The sequence below is a fragment of the Paenibacillus sp. FSL H7-0331 genome (assembly GCF_001956045.1).
The window spans coordinates 37,689-64,541 of sequence record NZ_MRTH01000028.1 but is presented as its reverse complement, the minus strand read 5'-3'; the positions used below and the strand labels follow the sequence as shown (position 1 = coordinate 64,541).

Annotated in this window: 21 protein-coding genes; 7 read left to right on the top strand and 14 right to left on the bottom strand. The window is 47.8% G+C overall.

All coding sequences use genetic code 11. From position 1 onward, the window contains the following. Window positions 1–339 precede the first annotated feature (339 nt). Window positions 340–2,055: an ABC transporter ATP-binding protein gene (locus tag BK127_RS29745; RefSeq protein ID WP_076235742.1), complete on the bottom strand. Its 1,716-nt coding sequence runs from the start codon at window positions 2,053–2,055 to the stop codon at window positions 340–342. A gap of 148 nt (window positions 2,056–2,203) precedes the next feature. Then, window positions 2,204–3,088 carry a helix-turn-helix domain-containing protein gene (locus tag BK127_RS29740; RefSeq protein WP_076235741.1) on the bottom strand — a complete coding sequence of 295 codons (885 nt, stop codon included), beginning with the start codon at window positions 3,086–3,088 and terminating at the stop codon, window positions 2,204–2,206. Between the two features lie 462 nt (window positions 3,089–3,550). Between BK127_RS29740 and BK127_RS29735 the strand changes: the two genes are divergently transcribed. Next, window positions 3,551–3,841 carry a hypothetical protein gene (locus BK127_RS29735; RefSeq protein ID WP_076235740.1) on the top strand — a complete coding sequence of 97 codons (291 nt, stop codon included), beginning with the start codon at window positions 3,551–3,553 and terminating at the stop codon, window positions 3,839–3,841. Continuing rightward, on the top strand, window positions 3,834–4,622 hold the full coding sequence (locus BK127_RS29730) for a phytanoyl-CoA dioxygenase family protein (RefSeq protein ID WP_076235739.1): 789 nt from the start codon (window positions 3,834–3,836) through the stop codon (window positions 4,620–4,622). Before BK127_RS29735 ends, BK127_RS29730 begins: the two co-directional genes overlap by 8 nt. A 96-nt stretch (window positions 4,623–4,718) precedes the next feature. On the opposite strand, the gene BK127_RS29725 is transcribed toward BK127_RS29730, so the two are convergent. The 6 genes from BK127_RS29725 to BK127_RS29700 form a co-directional block, all read right to left on the bottom strand. Next, entirely contained in the window at window positions 4,719–5,537 is an 819-nt protein-coding gene (locus BK127_RS29725; protein ID WP_076235738.1) for a squalene/phytoene synthase family protein, read from the bottom strand. A 114-nt stretch (window positions 5,538–5,651) separates the two neighbouring features. Beyond that, a complete protein-coding gene (locus BK127_RS29720; protein ID WP_076235737.1) occupies window positions 5,652–6,311 on the bottom strand; it encodes an HAD family hydrolase in 660 nt (219 codons plus the stop codon). A 240-nt stretch (window positions 6,312–6,551) separates the two neighbouring features. Continuing rightward, the gene (locus BK127_RS29715; protein WP_076235736.1) at window positions 6,552–7,928 is read right to left on the bottom strand and encodes an ABC transporter substrate-binding protein; all 1,377 of its coding nucleotides are present in this window, start codon (window positions 7,926–7,928) and stop codon (window positions 6,552–6,554) included. A gap of 42 nt (window positions 7,929–7,970) precedes the next feature. Then, complete coding sequence (locus BK127_RS29710) at window positions 7,971–9,527, bottom strand: ABC transporter substrate-binding protein (RefSeq protein WP_076235735.1); 1,557 nt, start codon at window positions 9,525–9,527, stop codon at window positions 7,971–7,973. A 61-nt stretch (window positions 9,528–9,588) separates the two neighbouring features. Then, window positions 9,589–10,137, bottom strand: coding sequence for an RNA polymerase sigma factor (locus BK127_RS29705; RefSeq protein WP_083689701.1), 549 nt, complete (start codon window positions 10,135–10,137; stop codon window positions 9,589–9,591). Between the two features lie 132 nt (window positions 10,138–10,269). Continuing rightward, window positions 10,270–11,703, bottom strand: coding sequence for a hypothetical protein (locus BK127_RS29700; RefSeq protein WP_076235734.1), 1,434 nt, complete (start codon window positions 11,701–11,703; stop codon window positions 10,270–10,272). Between the two features lie 169 nt (window positions 11,704–11,872). Between BK127_RS29700 and BK127_RS43985 the strand changes: the two genes are divergently transcribed. Continuing rightward, window positions 11,873–12,019 (top strand): hypothetical protein, encoded by a 147-nt coding sequence (locus BK127_RS43985; protein WP_179097652.1) that lies wholly within the window; start codon window positions 11,873–11,875, stop codon window positions 12,017–12,019. Window positions 12,020–12,043: 24 nt separating this feature from the next. Continuing rightward, window positions 12,044–14,104, top strand: coding sequence for a peptidoglycan D,D-transpeptidase FtsI family protein (locus tag BK127_RS29695; RefSeq protein WP_076235733.1), 2,061 nt, complete (start codon window positions 12,044–12,046; stop codon window positions 14,102–14,104). Between the two features lie 152 nt (window positions 14,105–14,256). Here the strand turns inward: BK127_RS29695 and BK127_RS29690 are convergent, their stop codons facing one another. After that, window positions 14,257–14,481, bottom strand: a complete 225-nt coding sequence (locus BK127_RS29690) for a hypothetical protein (RefSeq protein WP_076235732.1) — start codon at window positions 14,479–14,481, stop codon at window positions 14,257–14,259. 278 nt (window positions 14,482–14,759) lie between these two features. On the opposite strand from BK127_RS29690, the gene pdxR reads away from it, so the two are divergent. Beyond that, window positions 14,760–16,190, top strand: a complete 1,431-nt coding sequence (gene pdxR, locus BK127_RS29685; protein ID WP_076235731.1) for a MocR-like pyridoxine biosynthesis transcription factor PdxR — start codon at window positions 14,760–14,762, stop codon at window positions 16,188–16,190. 122 nt (window positions 16,191–16,312) lie between these two features. Here pdxR and BK127_RS29680 read toward each other — a convergent pair whose 3' ends face one another. After that, complete coding sequence (locus BK127_RS29680) at window positions 16,313–17,539, bottom strand: benzoate/H(+) symporter BenE family transporter (protein WP_076235730.1); 1,227 nt, start codon at window positions 17,537–17,539, stop codon at window positions 16,313–16,315. A gap of 351 nt (window positions 17,540–17,890) precedes the next feature. Then, complete coding sequence (locus BK127_RS29675) at window positions 17,891–20,887, bottom strand: family 78 glycoside hydrolase catalytic domain (RefSeq protein WP_076235729.1); 2,997 nt, start codon at window positions 20,885–20,887, stop codon at window positions 17,891–17,893. A 169-nt stretch (window positions 20,888–21,056) separates the two neighbouring features. On the opposite strand from BK127_RS29675, the gene BK127_RS29670 reads away from it, so the two are divergent. Further along, complete coding sequence (locus tag BK127_RS29670) at window positions 21,057–21,932, top strand: AraC family transcriptional regulator (RefSeq protein WP_076235728.1); 876 nt, start codon at window positions 21,057–21,059, stop codon at window positions 21,930–21,932. A gap of 46 nt (window positions 21,933–21,978) precedes the next feature. Here BK127_RS29670 and BK127_RS29665 read toward each other — a convergent pair whose 3' ends face one another. Both BK127_RS29665 and BK127_RS29660 read right to left on the bottom strand, forming a co-directional pair. Beyond that, window positions 21,979–23,370, bottom strand: a complete 1,392-nt coding sequence (locus BK127_RS29665) for an MFS transporter (RefSeq protein WP_076235727.1) — start codon at window positions 23,368–23,370, stop codon at window positions 21,979–21,981. Continuing rightward, window positions 23,367–24,290 (bottom strand): LysR family transcriptional regulator, encoded by a 924-nt coding sequence (locus tag BK127_RS29660; RefSeq protein WP_076235726.1) that lies wholly within the window; start codon window positions 24,288–24,290, stop codon window positions 23,367–23,369. Before BK127_RS29660 ends, BK127_RS29665 begins: the two co-directional genes overlap by 4 nt. 110 nt (window positions 24,291–24,400) lie before the next feature. On the opposite strand from BK127_RS29660, the gene aroA reads away from it, so the two are divergent. Beyond that, window positions 24,401–25,792, top strand: coding sequence for a 3-phosphoshikimate 1-carboxyvinyltransferase (aroA, locus tag BK127_RS29655; RefSeq protein WP_076235725.1), 1,392 nt, complete (start codon window positions 24,401–24,403; stop codon window positions 25,790–25,792). A 134-nt stretch (window positions 25,793–25,926) separates the two neighbouring features. Here the strand turns inward: aroA and BK127_RS29650 are convergent, their stop codons facing one another. Beyond that, a complete protein-coding gene (locus BK127_RS29650; protein ID WP_076235724.1) occupies window positions 25,927–26,835 on the bottom strand; it encodes a dihydrodipicolinate synthase family protein in 909 nt (302 codons plus the stop codon). Between the last annotated feature and the right edge of the window lie 18 nt (window positions 26,836–26,853).

Below are 26,853 nucleotides of genomic sequence, written 5' to 3'. Positions count from 1 at the left end.
TTTCTCATTGGAAATTTTAAAGCACGGATTACTTGGTACTTGGGGTTGATGACTTCAGTTGGTCGATTTGAAGTTGGCCTTTCCAGCTTCCCTTAGTCCCACCGATGCGATTCACATTTACTCGCTATAAATCTCGAAAAGCACTGTGGGATCAGCGTTTAACCAGCGTTATATTACGCAAAAAATTTAATCGCAATAGCGCAGGCTACCTCAACGACTTAGAGCAAAAATGGAATTCACTTATAAGTTAGTTAATTATGCTGTCGCAGAAAAAAAAGATCGTACAATCCGGCCCATAAGGACTGAATCATACGATCTTTGATGGTTGTTCATTTAATTTTACGAACCGAATTGCGCCTGATGCAGACGACTGTAGACACCACCCGCAGCGATCAGCTCACCGTGTCGGCCTTGCTCAGATATGCCGTCCTCGGTAACAACAATGATTCGGTCAGCATTCTTGATCGTAGCCAGTCGGTGGGCAATAATCAGCGTCGTACGTCCCTTGGACAGCTCGGTTAGCGACTGCTGAATGGCAGCTTCGGTTTCAGTATCCAGCGCCGAGGTCGCTTCGTCGAGGATCAGGATCGGCGGGTTTTTCAAAAACATTCTGGCAATCGCAAGCCGCTGCTTTTGTCCACCCGACAGCTTCACGCCCCGCTCACCGATAATCGTATCCATGCCAAGCTCCTGCGAACGGATAAACTCCTCCAGACGCGCACGTCTGGCCGCTTCCCATACTTCCTCTTCGCTTGCGTTCAGCTTGCCGTAGGCGATATTTTCCCGTAAGGTTCCGGTGAACAAAAATACGTCCTGCTGGACAATCCCGATCTGCTTGCGCAGCGAGGACAGCTTCATTTGGCGAATATCGATCCCATCAATTTTGATGCTTCCCTCCTGAACCTCATAGAACCTGGGCAGCAGGCTGCAAATCGTCGATTTACCGGCACCTGACGGACCTACAAAAGCGATCGTTTCCCCTTGATGAATCGTCAGATCGATGTTGTGCAGCACATGGGCCTGCTCCTCATAGCCGAACGAAACACCACGATAACGAATATCACCGCGCAGCGAGCTGACTTCCACCGCATCCGGAACATCGTCAATATCCGGGGCTGTCTCCAGCAGCTCCGTGTATCTTTTGAAGCCGGCAATCCCCTTCGGATAGCTCTCAATAACCGTATTGATCTTCTGAATAGGCTGCAAAAAGACATTAGTCAGCAGCACGAATCCGATAAATGATCCATAGCTCATCGACTCGTTCAGCACAAACCACGTTCCGCTAATGAGCACGATAAGTGAAACCGAGCGCATCAGCAGGTAGCTGATCGACGAATTCCAGGCCATAATCTTGTAAGCAAGCAGCTTGGTGAGCCGGTAACGACCATTGTTCACAGCGAAAAGCGATTTTTCAAACTCTTCATTCGAAAAAGCCTGCACAACGCGAATACCGCCTACATTATCCTCCACACGGGCATTAAAGTCAGCAATATCAGCAAACATGCGCCGGAACGCAGCAGTCATTTTTTTGTTGAAATAGATTGAAAAGAAGATCAGGAAAGGCACCATCGCAAAAGTAAGAATAGCCAGCTTCACGTTGATGGACAGCATGATGGCAAACGCTCCAAGCAGCGTCATCACAGCAATGAATAAATCCTCAGGCCCATGATGCGCAACCTCGCCAATTTCCATCAGATCGTTGGTCATCCGAGAAACGAGATGGCCTGTTTTATTGTTATCAAAGAAACGGAACGACAGCTTCTGTACATGCTCAAACAGCTTGCGCCGCATGTCGGTTTCAATATTGATTCCAAGCTTGTGACCCCAGTAGTTGATCACAAATTGCATGCACATATTGAATACATAAATCACAAGCAGCCCTACGCACGCCCATAATATCAAGGTCCAGTTTTTGCTGGGCAGCAGTTTGTCTACCACCTGATTGACGGCTAGCGGAAATCCGAGCTCCAGCAAAGCAGCAAACACCGCGCAAGCAAAATCGAGAATAAAAAGCCCTTTATAAGGCCGGTAATAGGAAAAAAAACGGCGAAGCATCCCAATCACTTTCCTTTCTATGTATCCGAATATATTTGTTCTCTGTCCCCATCATAATCAATTTTGAATAATTATTAAATCCCCAATTCCATTAATAGCCAAACTTTCCTTCAGGTGCACTGAATAACTAATCCTCCCTAGCCTCTTGTTAATGAGGGAAAAGTCCGTTCGGTTCCTGCTCTGTCTCCTCTTCGGAAATATGCGCTTTCCCGGAAGCCTTGCGGTACTCAGATGGTGACATGCCTGTCTGTTTTTTGAAAATACGCGAAAAATAATACAGCTCCATTCCGATTTCATCGGCTATCGCAGAAATCGTATGCTCGGTTGTTGTGAGCAGTCTGCGTGCCTTGTCCAATCTTTTTTTGTTAATATAGACGATCGGCGAAAGGCCCATCATGGTTTTGAAATAATGCATAAAATAATTCGGGTGAAAGTGCACCAGCTTGGCCAGCTCATCTACCGACATCTGCTCGGACAAATGGCTTTCGATGTAGGACAGCACACTATGAATCTTTGATGTGCTGGTAGTTGCAGTCAGATGCGGTTGCTCGGTAGACTGCTCGATATATTCGGAAATAATCTCAAGCAGGATGGATTTGATCCTCAGTGGTGCGGTCAACGTATTGCTGCGATGCAGCTCGACCAATTGTTGAAATTGCCGCTCCAGCCGCTCCTCATCCTGAACCTGAATCCAGTGCGGCTGCTCCAGCATTTGAAACAGATTCACATCTCCCACCGTAGCCGAGAAATGGCACCAGTATTTGCCCAGCGGGTCGGCATCATCCCGTGCATAAGCCAACTTCATCCCGGCCGGAAGCAGATACAGCTGACCCGCTTTCGGATAATAATCCTTGCCGCGAATGTGAATCCACCCGCTGCCCTCACGTATATAATAGAGCCGATTCACGTCGGTCATTCGGTATGAATCCCGCCAGCTTGGCCCAACCTTCGTATAATGAGCCATCTGCATCATGATTTGAGCATTTTCCAAATAACTGCGTATCAATTGCAGCTGCAGCTTGTCCTGATCCATATGAGCCCTCCATTAGACTGATAACTCCTTAGTATTGTGTAAACTTATGCTACTATCATACATCCTCAGATTGCCTTTTGCATACTACAATACATATATCAGCTGGTCACACACAAGCCTGATACCGCTTACGAGGTGAATGTGCTAAAGCAAATTTCAATACCACTTGAGTAACACTCAGCAGTGAATTTTATTAAGACAATACTCAACAACGCTTAGTGAGCAAGTTTGCTTCGCAAATTCAAGAAGTTCGGTGAATAATGAGCGCAGCGGCCAAATGGTCCTGGAGAAGCGTCAGCGTTCGCCTTTGAAATCGTGAATAAACCACTAAATCTCATCCCATTTCACGATTTCAACAGTGATCGGAAGGATATTTGGTCGCGCAGCGGGACTTATTCACCGGGCTTCTAAGTAAATGCTTTCGAAGCTAGTTTGCTTCGCAAACTCTAAGGAGGACTATTCATGAGCTTGACCAGACAAAAGATTTTGATACTCCATTCCAGTGATCCTGATCTCGAGAGCCGCACCGTAGCCTGGGCGCTCTACGATAGCACAATTCCCAAGGGGCAGCTGCAGATGAACACGGGCGATTCCAACGAGCCGATCTACGGTTCCGTGCTTGACGCTATGCGCGACGGCTGGAACGTCATCCAGCTGCCGACGATGCCGATCTTCCGCACAGGCTTTGAGCATGACCAGGGACATCTGCCTTATGAAACCGTATTGGAAAAGAAGGTGACGATCGATGAGTAGCATAGAAAAGCAACATCTCCTGACCGCCAAGCAAATGGCCGAATTTGCCGTTAATGGTTTTCTCCGGCTGGACGAAATCGTCCCGCAAGAACTGAATGAAGCCGCTTATAAGGAACAACGGGAATTCCAGGGTAACGGTTCCACCTACTGGAATGAATCCAAAGTGATACAGGATATCTTTAATCTGCCTCAAGTAAAAGGCGCACTTCAAAGCTTTGTAGGTCAATATCCTATCTATGACCATTCATTTATGCATATTGTTCGCGCCAAACACCTTAAAGGTCAAGGCTATCATGCCGATTCCGTCATCGATACTCGCCCGTTTGGCTATGATATTCAAGCGTTCTATTTCTCTCACGACGCGCCGGATGAAATGGGGCCAACCCTAGTGCTCCCTGGCTCGCATTTGCGTAAGGTAAGCAATGGCAGCATCAGCCGCTACAAAAATATCGTCGGACAAAAACGAATGGTAGCCAAAGCCGGTACAATCGGTTTTCTCCATCACGGCATATGGCACTGCGCCCAGCCCAACCATACGGATGAAACCCGTTATGTGTTCAAGCTGCGGCTGCGCCCCGGTCAAGAGCAGCGCAATCTGTTCAATACCGACGGTTACAATAGCGAGGAAGTTCGTGAGGTGTTCAAGAAGGCCTACCATCCTTGGTGCGGCGACGAGGCGCGTGTCAATCAGATCCAAACCGCCAAGTTCTGGCGTTTCTTATGCGGTGATGATAAGGTCGATACCTCATTTGAGGGTGCGCTCACCCGAATGGGCTTATAAGTAAAGCGTCTAAGTACACATGTTCAACACATAGAGGCTATCCCACAAGTCGATTGACTTCGGGATAGCCTCTTCATTATTGCGATGGGAATACTATCATTCTGCGGATGCCTGCTTGACAATCTCAATAACGGCAGCGCGATTCAGCTTTTCTTCCCCAGCCTCCAGAGCCGAGAGTGTGCCATGAGCCAAAGCTAACGGCAATTTGCAGAAATCAAACACTGGGCCAGGCTTTAAATTAGCGACATAACGGTCAGCTAACGCCAGATTGCCGCGAGTGTAGGCGAACATTTCTTCCGTTCCCCACTGATCGGGAAAATAGTCGACTCCCCGTTCCATATCCTCTTTACGATTACGAAGAATATTAACCGTCTGTAAGCCGCGGCCAAAAGCTACAGCCTCCGTATAATCGGATTCGGTACCGTCATGCCATAACCATAGCTCCGACAGCAGCACGCCCACCGCACCTGCTACACAATAAGTATAGCTGTCCAAATCCTCTTTCGTATGAACCTGCCAGTCCCTTTCAACCCATCCCGCCATATCTCGGGCCATGGTTGAGGTTGATTCCCGCACGACGTCACTCGCCGACAACGGGCAGAACCGGACCCAATCCGCCAGCCGCAACGTAACCTCCGGCAGCACTGATTTATAAGGGGTTAACAGCGCTGCCAAGGCTTCCTCATAGATTGGCTGATGGAGAATGTCACTGATCTCATTCAACAGCTTAACCTTAATCTCAACCGCCAGAGAGGGGTCATCCTCGATCTCATCGATGGCCCGCATGCACAGATAAGCAGAAGCTACAGCCTCCTGCAAGCCGGGCACAAGACGGCTGATCGGTATAAAAAAGGTTCGACTGGTTTCAGCCAATACATCCATCGCCTCTTGGTATAAAGCGTTCGTCTCATTCATTATGTTGGCCTTTCTTTATATGGATTTGGTTAAACTAATCTCACTTTAAGCATATAAATTTATTTTAGGACATTTTAGTATGTAAAAACAAGTCCAATTGAGGCAGACTGCTCCTTAATCACAAATTTTCTCTAAATACTCGATGACATCCTGCAAGCTCATTTCGCTCATGGAATGAATCCTTAAATCATATTGGTCAAAAATAATCGATTTTGTAACCTCATTAGGTACAATAACACAATGTAATCCTGCCGCCTTAGCCGCTTTTGCACCATTGGAGGAGTCCTCAAAAGCGATCGCCTCATCCGCAGCTACCCCAAGCTCCTCTATCGCTTTTATGTATAAAGCAGGATCTGGCTTTACCTTCTCGACCTGATCGCCTGTTTTTATCACTTCGAAATAGTCAAAGATCCCAAGCTGCTTCAAATAACCCTCCACCCATGCCCGATTAGAGCTGGAGGCCAGTCCGATTTTCAAACCAAGCTCCTGGGCTGCAGCCAGATAGTCCTTAACCCCATCACGGATTTCCGACGTTTGTATTTTCACCAAATAACTTTCTTTGGCCAGCTTTCGAACGACTGCGGTTTCGGCAAGACCCACCTTAGCCTCAAGAAATTGATTCAGCAGCGCATCATGAGTGCCAATAACCTTCACAAACTCCTCTAAAGGATATTCGACATTGTACGCTTGCAATACTTCCTTAAAAGCTTCATACCATACGGTTTCCGTATCTATAATCAATCCATCAAAATCAAATACGACTGCCTTAATCATGAAAAAGCCCCCATTCATATGCTTGCTTTGCTTATTTGCGATGCCATATGCTCTATCGTACCATAAAAATTCTAATTAAAGCTTGGTTCCTTATCCATATATCACGCTTTATCACTTTACCACTCTACTATAATAAAATAATAATCCATTATTCGGTTTATGTAAATACAATTCGAATCGAATCAAAAAGACCCCCAGCTCTGCTGAGGGAAACAATTCTTATTGATTTCATCCGTCTTCCTACTTGACCTCAGCCGCATAGGCTTCATCCAGTGCCTGCTGACCCTGCTCCTGAATGCGCTGCAGGCCCTGCTCGATGGTAACTTCTCCTGTTAGCATGGCGTCAACCTGCTGCTTGGCAATGGAATTATACTTTTCAAAAAATGTACCCGGAACGTTTTCGTTATAGCTGCTCTGCACGTTTTCCTCATATTTCACTTGGTAAAAAGGCTCCAGACTGTGCCCATCCATCTCATGGGCGAACGCCTTGCGAACCGGCAAATCGTTGGAAGTCTTCGCTTCAATCCTTGCAGCCTCAGCACCATTGAAATATTTAATGACCTCCCAAGCACTCTTTATATGCTCAGCCTGAGCATTAATGCTGTAGATGGGCGATAAATAAAAATTGGGATTACGCGTATGCCCTGGATCTGCTGATGGTGTGCCCACCATCCCCCACTCGAAAGCGGCTCCCCGCTGCCTTAGAGCATTGAGCTGTCCTTCATTGGAAATCGTCATCGCTGTGCGGCCGATACTGAATAAATCCTCTGCTTCGACATCCTCTTTTTCATAACGGGTTTTTCCCGGCATATAATTCCATTGCAGCACACCGCTTCGGTAGCCATCCATAACCAGCTGATAGATTCGCTTCCAGGAATCCGTCTGCATCAGCAGTTTTTTTCCTTCAGCATCTATCATTCCGAGTCCCTGAGCTTGTCCTATATAATCAGCCAGATCCTGTGGAGAGCTCATATAGCCCATATGAAAGCCATACACCCGCTCTCCTTTGCCACCCTCTGCCGGGAACCGCTGAGCCAAGCGGAACATATCCGCCCAGGTCATTTGGTCTGTCGGATAAGGGATGTGATAACGATCAAACAGCTCTTTATTATAAAACAATACGGAGTTTGTAAATTTCGGAGCCAAACCGTATATACTCCCCTGCCCTTTGATTCGTAAATAATCGACCGCGGCCGGCAGTAAATTGTCCAGATCAAAACGGTCCTTTTCAATTAGTGCGGACAGGTCGTACAGCTTACCCTGGGAAGCCAGCTTTTCATAATCAAAAGAACTCGTGAACAACAGGTCAGGCTTTTCCTGATCAATCAGCTTGGTCAGCTCCTGCAGTGGTTTTTTGCCGGGACCATAAATCCCTTCCGTCGGTATAATCTGGACCTCCAATTCAGGGAACTTGGCAGCAAAATAATCGGCATACATATATTCAAAAGTATTCTCGTTGCCTATGGCAATACGAAGCACCCCCTTGGGAGATGCGGCCGCTTCCTCATGCTTGTCACAGCCACTTAATACAAGCGCAAAGCCTACGATGGACACAGCAAGCCAGTACCATCCCGGAGTCCGTGCTGATTTGCTCCTTCCATTAACAGCTATATTCATACTCAATCCCTCCTCTATCTGGTGCAGTGGTAACCCCACGTATTAATTCCGACTGTCAAGCAGCGCCGAGAACAGCGCATTTTGCGAATCCTCCTGCAGCTGCTTCAAAGCGTCGTCCAGCTTCAAGCGCCCTTCCACTACCGCTTTCATCTGTTTGACTGCCAATGGGCTGTAGGCTTCCTTGAACTTGCGCAGCACACGAGGATGAAGTCCCGATTCGGCTCCCACCGTGCTTGGCTTCATGCTATAGAACGGCGCATAGTTGCGGCCATCCTCAGGCTTTAAGGATTGCAGCCTCACTGACAAGCTGCCCCCCCCTGCAGAACGGTTCAACTTCTTAATAATTTCCGTGCTATTGATAAGCTTGATCATTTCCCAGGCCGCACGCTGATGTTCGGATTGTGCATTCACTGCATATACAGGACCCAGCGCGAACGATGCGGATTCATTCGGTCTTGATGAATCAACAGGCTCGCTGACCATATCCCAATTAAATGAATTCATTTTATACTGTGATTTGGCCGTCTCCAAATCTCTACTGAGTGAATAGCCGGAATACGCCATTGCTGCCTTGCCGGTAATAAAAGGATTCCTTTTGTACATATCCTCCATTAAGATATTGCCCTGCGGATTCGCCCTTGGCTCAGGCTGATAAACATAACCTTGGCTATACCCGTCAGCAGCGAGACTCCATGCCTTTTTCCATCCGTCTGTTCGCAGCGTTACCTGATTCCCATCCGCATTCGTCATGCTCAAGCCCATCGTTCTGGCAATTTGTTCAGCCAACTGTGAGGCATCACCGTAATAGGAGGGCAATAGGCCATACACTCGATCGCTTCCTTGACCGTTCACAGGAAAACGCGCCGCCAACTGCATCGTCTCTTCCCAAGTCATCCCGCTTTTCGGATACTGCACACCGTACTTGTCGAATAAATCCTTATTATAGTAGAGCGCGTTCATCTCGTAATCGGGCGACAGACCATACAGCTTGCCGTCAGCTGCTGTACGCAGTGTTTCCGTAACGCCGCTGTACATGCTGTTCAGATCGTAGCTGTCCTGCTTCATTACAGGATCAAGCGGATATAGACGGCCTTCCTTGGCCAGCTCACCGTACATATTCGGGGACAGGTAAACGACGTCGGGCTTTTCCTTATCCAGCAGCTCAAGGATTTTGTCCTTATCGTCATAGCTATTCCAACCGTTATCCCCCATCGTAATGACCTTGACCTCAATATTGGGATAACGAATGGTGTAGGCTTTGCCATAGTGCATCATGAAGGTGTTCTCATGGAAATAGGCGACCTTTAAGGTGAATTCCTTTTCTGCATCGATAGGTTCCAAGGCCATGGGTATAACAGGCTTGGACATGGGACCGACCATACTTTCTAACCGTTCCCATTGAAAAAAGCCGATCACAAGCATCGCAGATATAGCCAGCAGCGGAGCCAGCTTCAGCCACCGCCTGTTTGTCGGACGTTCCTGCATTTCAACACGCTCCTTAATTTTTTGCATTAAATCCTTGGAAAAGCCCGCTTCACCTTTGGGGATTGGTGAGTTTGCCAGCTGTTTCTCCCAATATTCCGGTTCGTTGTGCTTCATATTGTTTCCCCCTTAGAAGTGCGGTGAATAAATCCCGCTGCGCGGCCAAATATCTCTCCGATCACTGTTGTTTCCATGTAGGCTCCATGAGCTTGCCAACCTTCAACCGCGCCCGATACAACCTGGACTTTACCGTCCCCTCGGAAATGGACAACAACCGAGCTATCTCGGTATGCGTCAATTGATGGTGGGCATGCAGCAGCAGTACCTCACGCAGCTTGATCGGGAGAGATAGCACAACCAGCCACACTTCCTCGCTGACGAGTCGGTTCAGTGCCTCTGTTTCCGCTGAGGGGGCACTCTCCCCTTTGGCCAGTGGTGTTCCAAATGGCATAACCTTGCGAAACCAAGCCGAACGCCAATGGTCCCTAACCAAATTTCTTGTAATCGTGAGCAGCCAGGTTTTCACGGAGGCCTCTCCCCTATAAGAAAACAAGCGTTCATATACCCGTACGAACACATCCTGCGTAATATCGTCCGACAGCTCGGATTGCCGTGTCAGAAAAAACGCATAATTCCATACATCCTCTCCATATGCCACCATCAAATCCTCTAAGATGACATTTTTGTCCATACCGCTGGAGAGCGATTTCAAATATTCAAATGCCACCCTTATTCACCTCTCACACAATTGGACGAAGCATCGGATAAAAGGTTCCCTGTTCCAATTTTATGGTCAAAAAAATAACGCCGTGCCAGCGCGAGAAGAACAGCGTCAGTACGGCGATCAAGGAAACGTTCATTATTTAGTTTGACTTGAACCCGTAACCTCCGAGGCGCCAAAAAGTTCATAATCCCAGAAGGTACGGCTCTCGTTGCGTGTTTTGTTCGTGATCGTATTTCCATCCACCTGGAATAGATCATAATGATAGCCCTCTACATACGCCCCGTAGGGAAGATCTGCTCCATATTCGCCATAGAGCTTTTTGACGTTCAACTTCGTATCCAGAGCATACGTGCTGTATGAAGGCGAATGGGTTTTAATAATCAACGTCCCTTCACTCGTTCTCGGATAACCAAAGTGCGGAATCTCTACCTCCGATCCCTGAAACAGATCGTTCACAGTTGAAATTTCACCTTGAGAACTAACGAGCAGCAGCTTCCAGTTATCGCCCACTACCCAGTGACTTCCATCCGCGTTACTCCAGGACTCACGGATTATTGAAAAAGGCAGCTCGGTAACTGCTCCCCCCCGAATCAGATAACTGAGCTGGTATTCTTTGGGCCCTTGAAAGCGTCCTTTCACCGGTACATCGACGATAACAGAAAGCTTCAGCAGGGTTTGCTTCTCGCTTAAACGATGTGTCAAAGCACGATAAGTCACCCCGTTATTCACAGCATCAGGATACTGCGCGAATAGCGTCTGACTTTCACTCAGGTACTTCGTCAATGAGGTCAGCTGCAGGTTATTGTAGTAGAGCTCATCCTGTTTTCGTTCCAAAGCCACCTCATCCTTGTAGGTCCACATCCATTGCGATGCATGTTCAAACAGCTCCCCCACCGTTGCTCCTCTGATCCACTGCGGTGGCTCCTGAAGAGATTTAGCGATTTTTAAATAGCCGTTTTCGTTGTTTTTGTACATATGATTCCGGATGTACACATAATTTTCATCATCATATTCGATACGGTCTAACAGGCGGTTCTGATCTGTTGTGATCGTCAGTCCAGCTATGTTCTCCCACTGCAGATTCATATGAAATAGATCGTGAGCGTAACGCCAACTCATCGGAAAATACGTAATGTCGCGGAATTGCAGCAGTGGATACGGCTCTGATGCTTGATCAACCGGCTGTTCATATACCGTAACGGCAAAGGATGCGATCGTAGCATTGTAGCTGGCACCCAGACGATTCGTGACGGAATCATCCTGACTCCATTTGTCTTTGCCTGGCAGCCCCTGCTCGTAACCGGGAACGATCGTAAGTCCACTTTGCTGATTCCAAGTGTAAGCAAGCCCTAATGCGCGCGCAGCGTTCCAGGTAAGCGGAAAGTAAGTAATGTCCTTATAGGTAATCAGCGGGTAGGCGCTATGCTCCTGATCGATCTGCACCCCATCCAACGTAATGGGAAACTCGGGGATTTTAACTTGCACTTGCCCAGACTGTGCCTGAAGCTGCTGCGGCAGCTGGCCAAGCAACACGATGAATAGCGCTGCCGTTAATAAAAATCTCCACATCGCAGTTTCCTCCTGAATCTATAATTATTTTCCATTCAGTTAGACGCTGCGGTACATGGATTAGTTTCAGACGAGTACCCACTCTTTGAAAATTACTGTTTTTTTATAATTAATCTTTCGCCTTATTGATCATTCCCGTGGTAAAATAAAGGTAAAAGGAGAGTCATGGATGCGAAACACAGAAAGCCATCAGCACAAGGGCAATCAATGGCGCAAGGCTATCGTTTATCTCATGCTGGGACTGCTAAGTGGCATTCTTCTCTGGGTGATTGTGCTGTGGGCTGCCTTACCAACGAATACGAATGTAATGAACTGAATACAGGGCTTGGAGAGTGAACGGATGGCTAACCAATTTTCGCGATATACGGAGGAACCGCCGGACCAGAAAAAGGGAAGAATACAGAAACATTTTTCGATACGGCTGAATATATTCTTTTTTGCTACCTTTTTGATTTTCACTGTACTGATTGTCCGGTTGGCCATTTTACAGTTTGTGGAGAGCAAGTACCTGAAGGAAGAAACATCCGAGATTACCAAAAGCAAGAGCCCCATCGCCCCCATCCGCGGTACCATCTACGACCGCACGGGTTATCCAATCGCACAATCGCGATCGATGCAATCCGTATATTACCGCGTAGAAGGCCGAGCAACCGATAAGGATGACATTATCCGCCTTGCCAAGGAGCTTGAAGATATCTTTGCCCGCTTCGGTAAACCGGAGCAAAAGCGTCTTAGCGCCAGTGATATCCTCAAGCTGATGGATGTCGGATTCGACCTGGACAAGAACAAGACGAAGGAACCCAGCTATTATTACGTTCCCCGAAGAATCAAAACCGACCTGACCAATACGGAAATTGCCTATTTATTGGAGCATCGCGATCAGCTCCGCGGCATTGAAGTGTTCGAGGATAGTATCCGCGTGTACGATAAGCAAAGCATCTCAGCCCAGCTCGTCGGCTATATGAAAAGGTATAATGCCGCAAGAAACCCTGTTTCAGGGCTTGATTTCTACAAGAACAAGGGAGACGAGTATCTGGAGGTGGAGGATGTCGGATTTGATGGGCTGGAGCTGATGTATCAGGATGAGCTTCGCGGGCAAAAAGGAGTCAAGTCGTATCCGGTCAATGCCCTCCAAAAAATTATTGGTCCTGCCACACTCACACCACCGGAAAAAGGCCACAACCTGCATCTGACAATCGATAAAAATGTACAGCTGGTCGCTCAGCAAGCAATTACGGATCATCTGAACTTCCTTCGTAACCGCCGTTTGGCAGGCGATATCGCCTACGCGCCCAATGCCCGCTCAGGCTATGCAGTAGCTATGGAGGTCAAAACCGGTAAGATCGTAGCGATGGCCAGCATGCCGGACTATGATACAAACACGTGGACAGGCGGCATGAGTACGGAAGAATACAACCAGATTATGCCTTTTATCAATAATGGTACGATCACGACCTCTTACCCCGATTATCCGGAAAAAGAGCGCAGCAAGCATCCGTCTTCCTTGGTCTACATGGGCTCTACGGTTAAACCGTTGTCGGTAATGATCGGCTTGATGGAGAATGTGATTACACCTTCTTCTACTTACAGCGATGGCGGCTCGTTTACGTTCGGTAAGGATAAACGAACCATCAGCAACTCGGACGGACACGCCTATGGATTGTTGAACCCTACAACGGCCATTCAAGTATCGTCCAATACGTTCATGTCAGCCATGATCGGGATGCCGCTCTATAACAAATACGGCGGAGAGAAATCAGAGGTACTCGACGTATGGGCTAAGTATTTTGCCGAATTTGGGTTGGGTGTCAAAACAGGCAGCAAGCTGCCCAACGAGTACGAGGGCTCCAATGAGTTTTATAAAAATGCCAAATCCAGCAGCTATCAGTCTGCTATGGTCTACGCCTCCTGGGGACAAAACGAAAAGTACACAACACTGCAGCTTACACAGTTTGCCGCAACTCTGGCCAGCCGAGGTAAACGCATGATGCCGCAATTCGTGGAAAAAGTGACCAAATCGAGCGGTGATCTTGTTCGTGGTTATGAGCCTGTAGTCCTTAACGAGGTTAATTATCCAAAGAACTATTGGGATACGGTCATTAATGGAATGCGAAGTGGAGCGGAAGGCATTGAAGAGCTGCCCTTTCCTGTAGCTCGCAAAACCGGAACCTCCACACAGGACGTTCCTGGCGGACGTGTAGATAACGCGGTATTCATCTCTTTTGCCCCTATTAATGATCCTGTTCTAGCGATAGCCGTAGTCGTGCCCGAGGGGCGGTTTGGAAAGTACGGAGCCGCACCTATCGCTGCCAAAATGTATCAGGCCTACGATCAATATATCGGGGGTCTAAGCGCGCCTGCTGGTGCTGCCGGAGCTGGCAATGCAGTGAAAAGACCCTGATGCTTCTGCATATATAACGTGACAAGACCTTGTTTGCCCGGATCCGAGCAAGCAAGGTCTTTGTTCTATGCTTACTATTGTGCACAAAGCATCGCTGGTCTGTTTAATTCTGAATTTTGGAAGTTATACCTGAGGATGTTGGAGAGGACTGCCTACGCGGTTTGTGATAGCTGACCTTGCTTGGCTTGCTGCAGTTCTTCGCGCAGTTCATACATCAGGCGATTAAATTCTTCCTGAAGCGTATGTAATTCCGAGTAATAGTTACCTTGTAGGCGATTAAGCTCGAAGAGAGATAGTCCTGTAAAATACTGATACTCCGTATAGCAACGGTTTGAAGCATCCACAATCGACTCATGATTTCCCTCGGAAATTCTCATCAGCTATCCGCTCCCCTGCAAATGGTATTTTGGAATAAATAAAGCATAATTTTGTAAGCATTTCCATGTCAAGCAATAATTCTGATTGTTTTTAATTTTCTGATTATTAGGTATTTCAAGTCATTTAATAAATGATTTTTATCTGAACCCATTCTATTGCAAGGCATGTGTCGTCATGATAGTGTATCAATTAATGGATTGTACTAAAAATCCATTAATCAGTAATTCGAACAATCCATATTCCTATTTACTTGCAACTACGCCTGGAGGTGAATCGAATGCTAAAAGTCAACCGAAACGACGATCGTCCCTTATGGCTGCAACTGCTTGACCAAGCTATCCATAATATCACAACTGGAAAATGGCCACCAGGCGAATTGCTACTTCCATCTCGTGAACTCGCCCTATTGGTGGGTGTCTCGCGCTCAACGATACAGATCGTTTATGAGGAATTGTTCAGCCGCGGTTATACATTAACCTCTCGGCGCGGCGGAACAAGGGTAAGTGAGTGGAGCTATATGACCTATTCTTCAGAGGACGTTACATCTCAAGGACCTGTCCCGCCCGAATTGCCTTTATTAAACACTGCAGTTAACCATTTGCACAATTGGTTCAGAAGCAAAGAGAATCGGAAAGTGGAGATCGATTTCAGTCCCCATGAACCCTATTTGGACGAACAATTTCAAAAAAATTGGAGACAATCATTTTTACAAGCCTCAAACGAAACTGACCTGACCAGTTGGACTTACGGCAATGCCCACGGTTTCGTTCCGCTACGCGAACAGATTCAACGCTACTTATCATTAGAACGTGGCATCCACGTGCATATCGATCAGATTTTATTAACTTCAGGTGCCCAGCATAGTATAGATTTGATCGCCCAAGCACTTTTAAATGAAGGAGATACGGTTTCTGTTGAAGATCCCGGCTTCCCTGCTGCCTGGATGGCAATGAAATATCGGCGAATGAAGGTTGCTCCTGTTCCTGTCGACGAGTATGGAATACAAGTAGACCATATTCATCCACAATCCAAACTAGCCTTTGTTACCCCTTCGCATCAGTGCGCGATTGGAGTCATTATGTCGGAACCTCGCAGGCAACAATTACTCCACATGGCCGTTCAAAATCGATTTTGGATTGTCGAAGATGATTATGACAGTGAATTTCGATATCGCGGTGATCCTCTTCCAACTTTGTTCAGCCAACAACCTCAAAACACATTATATATGATGAGTTTCTCCAAAATGGTTGCTCCTGGTATCCGAATATCAGCAATCGTTGGTTCAAAGGAGGCTATAGACCAACTTGCTCGAGTCCATGAGTTGACCTATCGCCATCTTCCAATTATGGAGCAATTAACGCTTGCTCACTTTATCGAACACGGGCATTTCATGCGCCATATGAGAAGAGTTAGAAATGTATATCGGAGGAGACACGAAGCCATGACAAAGGCCATAGTCGCGAGCGGTCTAGGCGAACGCTTTAAACTAAGTGGCGTAGAAACGGGATTGCACATGCTTCTAGAAGGTGAGGATTCATTTGATGAGGAAACCGTTACTTACCAAGCGCTCGAAATAGGGATAGGTGTCTATCCGCTCAGTACTTATTGTTTGGAAAGCGATCGAAAAGGATGGGTGCTGGGCTTCGCAAAAGTAGATGAGGCTGCAATTGAACGGGGAATATATCGTCTTGCGGAGATGCTTTCATAATATAAGCATCCCCGCATAAATCTTATCTTTATCTGAATTAATGAACGCGTGCTAGTGCCATCACCGCTATCGCCCCCCGTGGCTATGGCTATTTTCCCAGTATTCATTTTTAATGCCTCCTTCTATTTCTGTTCAGCTTGTTGTAATCCACTCGTTCTACTTTGCTTTCTGCGAAATTGTCCATGAATCACAATATGTGCCGCCAAACCAGCAACAAGCCCCCAGAATGCACCACCAACTCCAAGTAATGTAACGTTCGCAGCAGTCGCCAGAAAAGTAATTAACGCTGTCTCACGTCCCTTGGGATTCGCTAAAGCATTGGTGAGGCTGCCACCAATTGTCCCCAGCAATGCCAATCCCGCTAATGTCGCGATAAAGGTAGCAGGAAGAGTCAAAAACAAAGCAGCCAGCGTCACACCAAAAATTCCAACAAAAATATAAAAAATGCCACATGCAATACCTGCAATATAACGCTTTGTTGAATTCTCGTGTGCGTCTTTCCCTGTACAAATCGCCGCAGTAATCGCCGCTGCATTAAAGGCATGTGAGCCGAATGGAGCTGTAAGGAGCGAGCCCACACCAGTAACCACTAAAATCGGATTCGCACTCGTCTTAAATCCATCATTTCGCAACACAAGCATTCCGGGCATATATTGTCCCGTCAAGGTAATAACAAACAGCGGCAATGCAACTCCCAATAAAGCATGAACCGAAAACTCCGGAACGACAAATACCGGTGATGCTATAGCCAGTTTGATATTACTGAAATCTGCTTTCTCAGTACTAATCAAAAAAATAAGACCGAGCACCAAAATGCCAACGACAGCGTATCTAGATGTATACCGCCTCAACACCACATAAGCTACAAACAGGACAACGACAAGCAAGGGATCAACTTTCGCTCCTCCGAATGCTGAAATTCCAAATTGCAATAAAATACCTGCCAGTAACCCGGAGGCAATGCCTGGTGGTATAAGCCCGACTAGACGTTCAAACATTCCAGATAGCCCCAAAATAATAAATCCTAATGCAGATATCATATAAGCGCCAATAGCCTCCGCATATGGGGTTACAGCTAGCGCCGAAACAAGAAAAGCCACTCCTGGTGTTGACCAAGCCGTAATAATGGGTTCACGATATCGGTAGCTTAGCCATATTCCGGTTACACCCACACCAATGGAAATCGACCATATCCATGAAGCAGTCATTTCGGGACTCAGACCCGCAACCTTTGCTGCCTGAAACACGAGAATAAATGTGCCCCCATAGTTGACAATGACAGAAATTAAAGCAGCTAAGGTAGGCGATATCAAATCTCGGACGCGTAACGAAGATGATGTTGTGTTCATATGCACTCTCCTACCTCTCTCCTAATCGCCCTGACGCACGCTTTTTCGTTCCGGTAATCGTGACGCACGGTTTCGAGATTTTCTTCGACAAAATGTCCCATCTTCTCCCCACTTTCTGCTTTTTACTCATGTTTGTTGATCGAGCAATCTTAGCTTAAATTACTTTGGATTGTATTAAAACATCCAAAAATACTAATTCAATAAATCCATAAATCAATTCATAGTTTCGATTTCCAAATAATATAAAAAAGACGACTCTAAAATTCAGTAAATGAATTTGAGTCGTCTTTTTTGATTACACCTATTCAAAATATTTTGCAAAAGGTCAGTTGTCCAGTGTCCGCTCGTTGATTAGATTCGAACGATCGTGATCTCAGGCGTGTAGCCAACGGGACATTCGACCTCCAGCCGTATCTCTTTCGGGGCACTTACCCGCATCTGGAACAGACGCTGCTGTGCATCCAGCTTCCAGGATACCTCTATGCAGCCTTGAATTGGTAGCGGGATTCGTCCCTTGGCATAGCGCAAATCTCCTGGAGACGGCGCTACCTTGACCTGAGTCCAGCCTGGAGTTAACGGTTTGACACCGAGCAGCTGATCTCCCAGGAAATATCCCGGAGCCGCAGACCAGGCGTGGCAGTGACTGCGTGTCAGCATGCGCGGATTCGCCCGATTTTCCTTAAAGCCGGGATACATCTCCCAGCAGGTCGTCGCATCATTTTCGATCATTTCGCCAAAATGTTGACGAATATCTTCCAGCATACGGCCCGTTTCACCGTATTTGGCAAGCGCCTCGTAGTAAAAGAAAGACATAAACGGGCTACCGATTTTCACAAAATGCTCCGGAGGTGCAAGCAAATACTCGCGTAAAATCGACTCGCGCTCCCTGCTGGCAATATGACAAATCAGTGCCACAACCTGTGTTTGCATGCTAAATATAGACGAAACCCTTCCATCTACATGGATACAATCCACGTATGCCTGCTGCTCCTCTGACCACAGATGACGGTTGATCGCCTCAGCCAGCAACGCGGCACGCTCCCGATACAACACGGCCTGTTCGCTGTCGTTTGCTGTTTCGGCCAATTCCGCAGCTGCATACAGCGTCTTCACCAAAAACATCGTTTGGTGAGTAACGACACCATCCCGCGGTTGGTCGATAGGTGCCCAATCCAACAGGTTCCAGCCTCTAAAGCTGAACAAGCCATCCTCACCAATGTGCTGCAGGTAATGATCAAGCGTGTATTTCACATGCGGCCAAATGTCCTCTGCAAACTGGATTTTGCCTGTGTAGTCGACATATTCCTTGCAGGCAATGACCCAGAAGAAGGTCCAGTTCGGTATGACGCTTACCCAGCCGCTTGGCACCTGATCCCCATAATAAGGGGTCTGTCCAGCCGACCCCGGCACCAACCGCATGCAGCGCTCAACGATATCGGTCGCCCCAAATACATAATAATTAACTAATGCTTCATTACGGCTATCACCTACCCAGAAGGTCTGCTCATAAGCTGGACAATCTACGAATGTATCCTCCATACATAAACGGGTCGTATGACGACTGATTTCCCATATATCATTTAATAAGGGGTCAGAGCACTGAAACTCGCCGATTTGTGCAACTGGGAAGTTGCTTTGACGGACTACTACCTTATACCACAGAGTCGGACGCACGGCGCCGCGTACGGTGACCATGAGATAGCGGAAGCCCCGGCGAACGGGCGATACATAGCTTTGCCTGCCCTCACGGCATGTATATCGCAGCGTATTATCCAGACCGTAGGTTTCCTGACGCCAGCCATCCTGCTGGAACTCATAGCCATACAAGTCGATTACCGTTCCGTCTGGAGCATTCAGCTCAAATTCCAGAAAGCCTGACCATTGCTTGCCAAAATCCAATACAAATTCCGTATCGCTTCCCTCAAATAATGGAGCCTCCACAGGTACCCCATTGGCCGCTGCCAGAAGCTGTAAGGATACGGGAACGGCATGACTCACGGAATCCTGTTTCCAAATGGACATCGCAAACGTATCCTCCAGTCGAACCAGACTTGGAGAAATGGCTTTCACCGGATAAGCCCCACTAAGCAAATCATCTATCGTCTTGATCTGTTTGATGGTCTCGTTAACCTTGGATAAGGCTTCAACATAATCCTCTGTCTCCTTGGCATCCACGACATCGGTATCCTTGATAACCATATGCTTATAAGGTCCTACCGTGACGACTGGCGATGGTTGCGTTCCATTGCCTATTGATGACGACTCCAAAGGTGATACAACCTCAAACGGAACGTTCGCATCCAACGCAATCCGGAAGGCTTTGCCATGGTCTTTGCCGGATACGTCCAGCAGCAGCAGGTGGTCTCCTACAGTCAACTCCACACCAAGCTCCAGCTTCGGATCTTCCCCGTCAAAATCCGATTTCTCATACAGCTGTCCATTAATCGCACAAGCGAGAAATGAGGTTCCCACCATACATAGAGTCACCAGTCCCGGCTCGGACAGACGTATTAGCGCCGCCACCATCCCGGCAACCTGATAGTGATTGGCGTGATCAGCGCCATAGTCCTCCCACTGGTATTTGACATCGATAGCAATCGACCATGCCGGAGGTCTCGTTTGGTTCAACGATTCCACCCGTGCAGGATAAACCACTTCCTCAGTAAGCATCGGAATGTCTCTCTCCATCATACCCGTCCACGGTGCCGTACCTACCGGACCAATGGTGTGTGCGGCCTGCCACCCGCTATCATCGAACCCGGCCTCTGTCCAACTGTCATCCCACAGCCTGGCATCCGTACTCTCGGCAAATGCATGCTGCACGGACATCCGCGCCTGATGAGGATCGTGACCTGCGTGCAGCGCTGTTTTCCAACTGGAGTCCGTCACAATGGATTTCCTTGGCTCCGTACTCGGTTCTGCCCCGGCTCCAGAAGCTTCACTCCTATTGGCAGGTTCAATGCTGCCTGTACCTGACAAGGTCAGTTGTGCCAGCAATCCGCCGCGACCCCGCAAGCTATAAAAGGTCGCCACCCCAAAATGCAGCACCAATACAGCGATACTGTTTGGAGCTCCCGATTGAAGCAAATGAGAGATCTCGTAAACATCATAAGCATACTGGTGATGATACGATCGTACAGGACCACGTCCAACCAAAACCCCATTCACATACAACACATAACGGGTATCTGCGGATAACAGCAGCTCGGCTTTTCCTGTAGGGTCGACTACAGGGATGAACGAAGTTCTGAAGCATCTCCATTCGTTTCTCGGGCTTTCTTCCCCTTCTCCCCAAATCCAGCGCGCCTCTGGTACAAACGGTAAATCGTGAACCGTTCCAGTTTCCATGTATTGTCCTCCTTAGATTTCCTCTGATCATATAAAACGTTCATAAAAACACTTACTTCGTAAGTGGATGCTTGACTACTGTCTATTCTTATTTTAATATGATCGCAATGGAGTATTAGGGTCTATACGGACATTTAATAGGGGTATTTTTACAAGGAGGTCATGGAGTATGGTTCAGCAAGCCGTTTTTGTCACCCGAGGTGAGCAATTTTTTGACAAAAGCTTTCCTATCTATGTGAATCGGGTCGCGGAATCGTTCCATCTTGGGGTGCATTCGCATGATTTCTATGAAATTTGTTACGTCGGGGAAGGATCCGGTTTTCATTTTATAGGAGGGCAGTGCTTTCCGGTACGTAAAGGGGATGTGACCTTTATTCCAATTGGGGTTTCTCATGTATTCCGTCCCGAATCACCGACCGCCAAAACCAAGCTGATCGTCTATAACTGCCTATTTACCCAGGAAGCCGTAAGTCATATGCAAAACATCCTGCCGTGGGAACCGGGAAGTGGAATGCTGGACAGCATGAACGGAGACAGCTGGCTGCGGCATCGTGAGGAAAGAGATGAATTCGAGCGGATTTTCAGCTTTCTTCATCAAGCTTTCTCCGCCAAAAAGCCCGGCTGGCAGCTCATTGTATATGGAGGGATGCTCCAGCTGAACGGTTTACTGTTCCATACAGCACGACCGATGTCCAATCCCGCAAGTTTACCGGCCCTAAGTGCCGGAAATGAACCCTTCGATCAAGCTTTGGTCATGATGGAACGTGATTTTGCTCATCCTCTGACGGCCTCCATGGTTGCTTCAGCGATTAAGGTCAGTGAACGCCACTTGTCACGGCTGATCAAAGCCCGGACAGGAATGACCTTTGTCGGTCTGCTCCAGCATCTGCGTATTCGCGAGGCATGTTTTCTTCTCAGGGAAACCACCTTTAAGGTAAGTGACATCGCTTCTCGTGCCGGATATCAGGATATGAAGTTTTTTAATCGTTTGTTTAAAAGCAAAACAGGTGTCACCCCAAGGCAATACCGGGACTCCACCTGTTGAACCGCAATTTATTTATCCCGGGGTTATGCCTAATCCGGTACCCTGTCTAAGACTTTGCCTTGCTCTGCCTATGATACAGCACGCCGAAGCCCAGCAGCAGGACTCCCATGACACCGAAGCCGCCAGCAAGACCAATAACCGTCGTCATCATACCAAACAGCAGCGGATTCGTTAATTGCACGATTCGGTTGGACATGGTGCGGATACTCATCCCCAAGCCACGTTCGCTTGGCTTCACGGTTTGTGACACCATCATGAGTGCAACAGGTTGATTGACGCTCGTACAAACTCCCCAAATAAACACATTAGCAGCAAGCAGCCCATACCCGGTATTCAGCAGTAGTGCCAGTAAGCAGCCAGCTCCGCTAAAAATACTGATCATCATAATTCTATGATAGCCAAGTCGATTCATCATATACCCGGCCAATGGCCGAACGATAAGTGCAGCCAAAGCAGCCACGGACAGCATGCTGCCGATTTCAGTATGTGTCAGTCCCCTATTGACCAGAAATAATGGAAAAAATGTAGTCCGCACATCGATGAGCATAAACAGAATACCATTTAACAAAATAGCGACAGCAAACGGCTTATTGGTGCGCATCATCGCATATCCCGTTCCATAGCTTTTCCAGAGTGGTTCTTTTTTGACTTGTCCGGATTCGGAGCTTGGTTTCGATTTCTGCTTGGACTCTAAAGCTGCTTCCCCCTGCACAGGCTCTTGAGCGAGCAGCTTGTCCATACGACTCGTGTATGAGCCTGCAGGCAAAGCCATCGACAAAACCAGTCCCAGCAGATTCAATCCGACAAACAGGTAAAATACCAGCTGGAAGCTTCCCCAATCCGATACCACCCCACCGACCGCCGGACCCGCCAGCTGTCCCATCGAGTTAACGAAAGAAAAATTGGAAATCACATGATTACTTTTATTGGGATTGTGCTGTTGATTGGCTGCAAGCGAAGCGGCTACCTGCAGCGCTCCCCAGGCAAACATCCCACTGACCCCGTTGATGACTTGTCCGAGCAGTACGATCAGGATCATTCCCTGCGAGCTGCCGACCATAAAAGCGACTCCGCTAAGCAAACCGAGCAAACAGCCTATTACGACAGCTCGCCGGGTGCCCATACGATCAATCCAGCTGCCAATGGGCATCCCGAACATAATCGGAATAAATGCATTCAGCGAAGCAAACAAACCAATCATCACCGCAGCATATCCGACACTATCAAAATATAGCGCCATGATCGGCCGCAGCATGTGGACACCCAGCATGTATACAAAAGACGAAGTAAAGATCGACAGTAAACCCACTCCGGCAAGAAGCCTGCCCCTGTCTCTGGACATCATAGGATTACCCATAACCATCATTCCCCGGTCTACAATCAGATACAAAACGTACAGCCTAACGAAAATCCGATCAGCAAAGCTTCCTGTTATCATACCATACGATCTATTGGATGCGCCTCCATTTCATTCTGCTCCATATGAGCGACAAGCTCCTTTACAAAAAAAGCCGCTGCTTGCGACAAGGCCCCATCCGGTATCGTAACGACCCCGATCGAGCGGGAAGGGATCGGCTCTACAAGCTTGAGCTCGACCAGCGTACCTGCCGCCAAATCATCGCCTACAAACTCCTTGGTTATAAAGGAAATGCCCATCCCCTTACGGACAAAATCGATCAGTAAATCAACGCTCCCGAGCTCAATATCCGGTACGACATCCAACCCATAGGTTTGCAGCAGCGCATGAAAAAATGTACGTGTCCGACTGTGTGCCGACAACATAACAAAAGGCTGCTTGCTCAACACCTGAAGCGTAATCGGTGCTTGGGCAAGCGCTGCATATTCAGGCCCCGCTATGAAGCAGTCCTGGATCGGCTTCGTCGTTTGCACAAGAAGCCGGTCATCGACCGGCAGATGGGCAATTCCGCAATCGATCTCCCCATCCCGCAGACGCTGTAGGATGGACTCCGTTTTTCCGTGAGATAAGCAGATGCGTATGCTCGGATGCGCCTTGTGAAATTTATCGAGAAAAGGAAAGAGGAAATATTTGCAGAGCGAGTCGCTGGCACCGAGACGAATCGTCCCCGCTATATAGGTTTTCATCTCGCTGATTTTCCGCTCTCCGGCAACAAGCAGCCCGTAAGCCTGCTCCACGAATTGAAACAGCACCCTACCCTCTTCCGTCATTTCAATTCCTTTGGCCTTGCGCAGCAGCAGACGTACGCCCAACTGCTCCTCCAGCTGTTTGATAGCGTAGCTGGCACTTGGCTGCGTAATGTAAAGCTGCTGCGCGGCTCCGGTTATGCTGCCTTCCTTCACGGTGTGATAGAACACCTTATAGTAGTCCATCGAGCTCATGACATAGCACCTCTCTATGTGAAGTATAGAAGATAACAATTTTTTGTATGTCTATCTATTCCTTATAATAGAGAAAACATCCAAATTCGTAAACAAGGAGTGACAAGCTGATGTCTGCTAACCAGTCGCCAAATGATGGCAAGAACGATTCTAAACACAGTTTCACCCCCGATCTTCAAGCCCGCTCTCCATGGGCCGCTCTGTCAGATACGAAGGAAGTCGAGATTTATCCTCCCCTTCATGTACAAGATGGCGCCATCGCCATTCCCGGCAGCAAAAGCTGCACGAATCGTGCACTCCTTATAGCTGCATTAGCAGAAGGCACATCCACAATCGGACATATTCTTCGCAGTGATGATTCTTACTGGTGTCTGGATGCTTTGCAAAGGCTGGGCGTGAAGCTTGAGGTCGATGGAAGCACGGTAACCATTGAAGGAACTGGAGGCCAGTGGCCAAATCAGAGCGGAAGGCTGTATTTGGGTGCGGCTGGCACAGCAGCCCGTTTCCTGCCAGGTGCTTTGGCGGCAAGTGCAGCGGGCAGTTGGTTGGTTGAAGGCAGCCAACGTCTAAGCGAACGTCCGATTCGGCCATTGATTGAAGCCCTTCAGCAGTTAGGTGCAAGCATCGAATATAAGGCTCTTGATGGGCAGCTGCCTATAGAAATTCAGGCACATGGACTTCGTGGGGGCAATGTACATGTATCCGGGTCTGTTTCCAGTCAATTCATAAGCGGATTGCTGCTTGCTAGTCCATATGCGAGGCAAGCCACACGAATCAGAATCACTGACACCATCGTCCAGCACGCATATGTGAGTTTAACGATAAGCCTGATGAAGCAATTTGGTGTTACCGTAACGCACCATGAACGATTGAATGAATACGAAATTTTGCCCCAGGTGTACGCAGCCCAGACGCTGACACTCGAAGCCGATGCATCAACCAGCTGCTACGCGCTGGCCTACGCCGCACTAACCGGTGGTCATGTGAGAATTACCAATCTTCCAGACCAAACAAACCAACCGGATCTCGGTATGCTGGAGGTTTTTGAACAAATGGGCTGCCGTATTCAGAAGAGTGCCGCCGGTATTGAGCTATGGGGAGCACAGCAATTAAAGGGTGGTTTTACGATCAGTATGAAGGAAATGTCGGATCAGACGATGACTTTGGCAGCCATGGCTATCTTTGCCGATGCACCGATTACGATTACGGAGGTTGGTCATATACGAGCACATGAATGCGACCGCATACAGGCCATGTGCGAATCACTTGGCCGTCTGGGGATTCAGGTCGTTGAGCACCCTGACGGAATGACAATCTATCCCGGCAACCCGCAGCCTGCTGTACTGCCAACCTATGATGATCATCGTATGGCGATGTCGCTTACCCTGATCGGCTCTCGCATCGGCGGTATCCGTCTACTGGACCCCGGTTGTGTATCCAAGACGTATCCACGCTTTTTCGAGGATATGGAGCAGCTTGGGCTGCAAGTGCATAGACGCTGATGATGTATCTGCAAACAACATGCCAGAAGATGCGTACCTTAGAACACAATACATCAAAAAGGCCAACCGACGTTCCCGGTTGACCTCATCATACAAAGAGCACCTCTCCGGGTGCTCTGCTTTTCATGCAATAATTACCCCAATAACACTGCTGCCTGTTGTTCAAGTTTCTTTAAAACTGCTTCCAGCTCAGTAATCTCAGCCGAAGTAATATTTAATTGAGGTGCTTTCATCAATCCGGCATCGACACCTCTGAGCTTGAGAGCTTCTTTAAAGTAGGACATGTTGCTTCCACTCTTCAATGCTTCACAAAACTGGGTAGCCAGCCTTTGCATCTTTCTTGCTTTATCCAAATCATTTGCTTTATAGGCGTTGTAGACGGCTACAAATGGTTCAGGGTATACGCAGGACACACCTGATACAACGCCCTCACAGCCCATAGCCAATGCAGGCAAAAACAAGCGGTCAGCACCCGGCACTACCGAGAAATCACCTTGATTAACGGTAAGATATTCGTTCACTCTTAAAAAGTCGGGATAACTGTATTTGATGCCTATCACATTCTTACATTGGTCAGCCACACGCTGAGCCACATCCGGTTTAATATCATTCGCCGCACATTGCGGAATGCTGTACAAATATACAGGAAAATGATCCGGTACGCTGGAAGCAACATTGACGAAATACGTTTCCAGCTCTTTATCGTTTGCTCCAAAAAACACAGGTGTAACGACGCCGATCCCGTCCGCACCAATCTCATAAGCATGCTTAGCCAGAGCAATGGTCTCTTCTTCGTTCATTGCACCGACATGAATATAGACAGTCACACGTTGATTTGCCTTTTTGACAACGGCCTGTGCAACTTTTTTCCGTTCCTCTACCGAAAGTCTCAACATCTCCCCTGTTGTACCGAGCGGGTACAAGCAATGAACGCCCTTGGAAATTAAAAATTCCGTTAGCTCCTCCACTTTATCGATCTGAACATTGCCTTGCTCATCGAACGGAGTTACCATAGCTGTCGTTACACCATATAAATGTTTCATTTGTCCTATCTCCTTAAT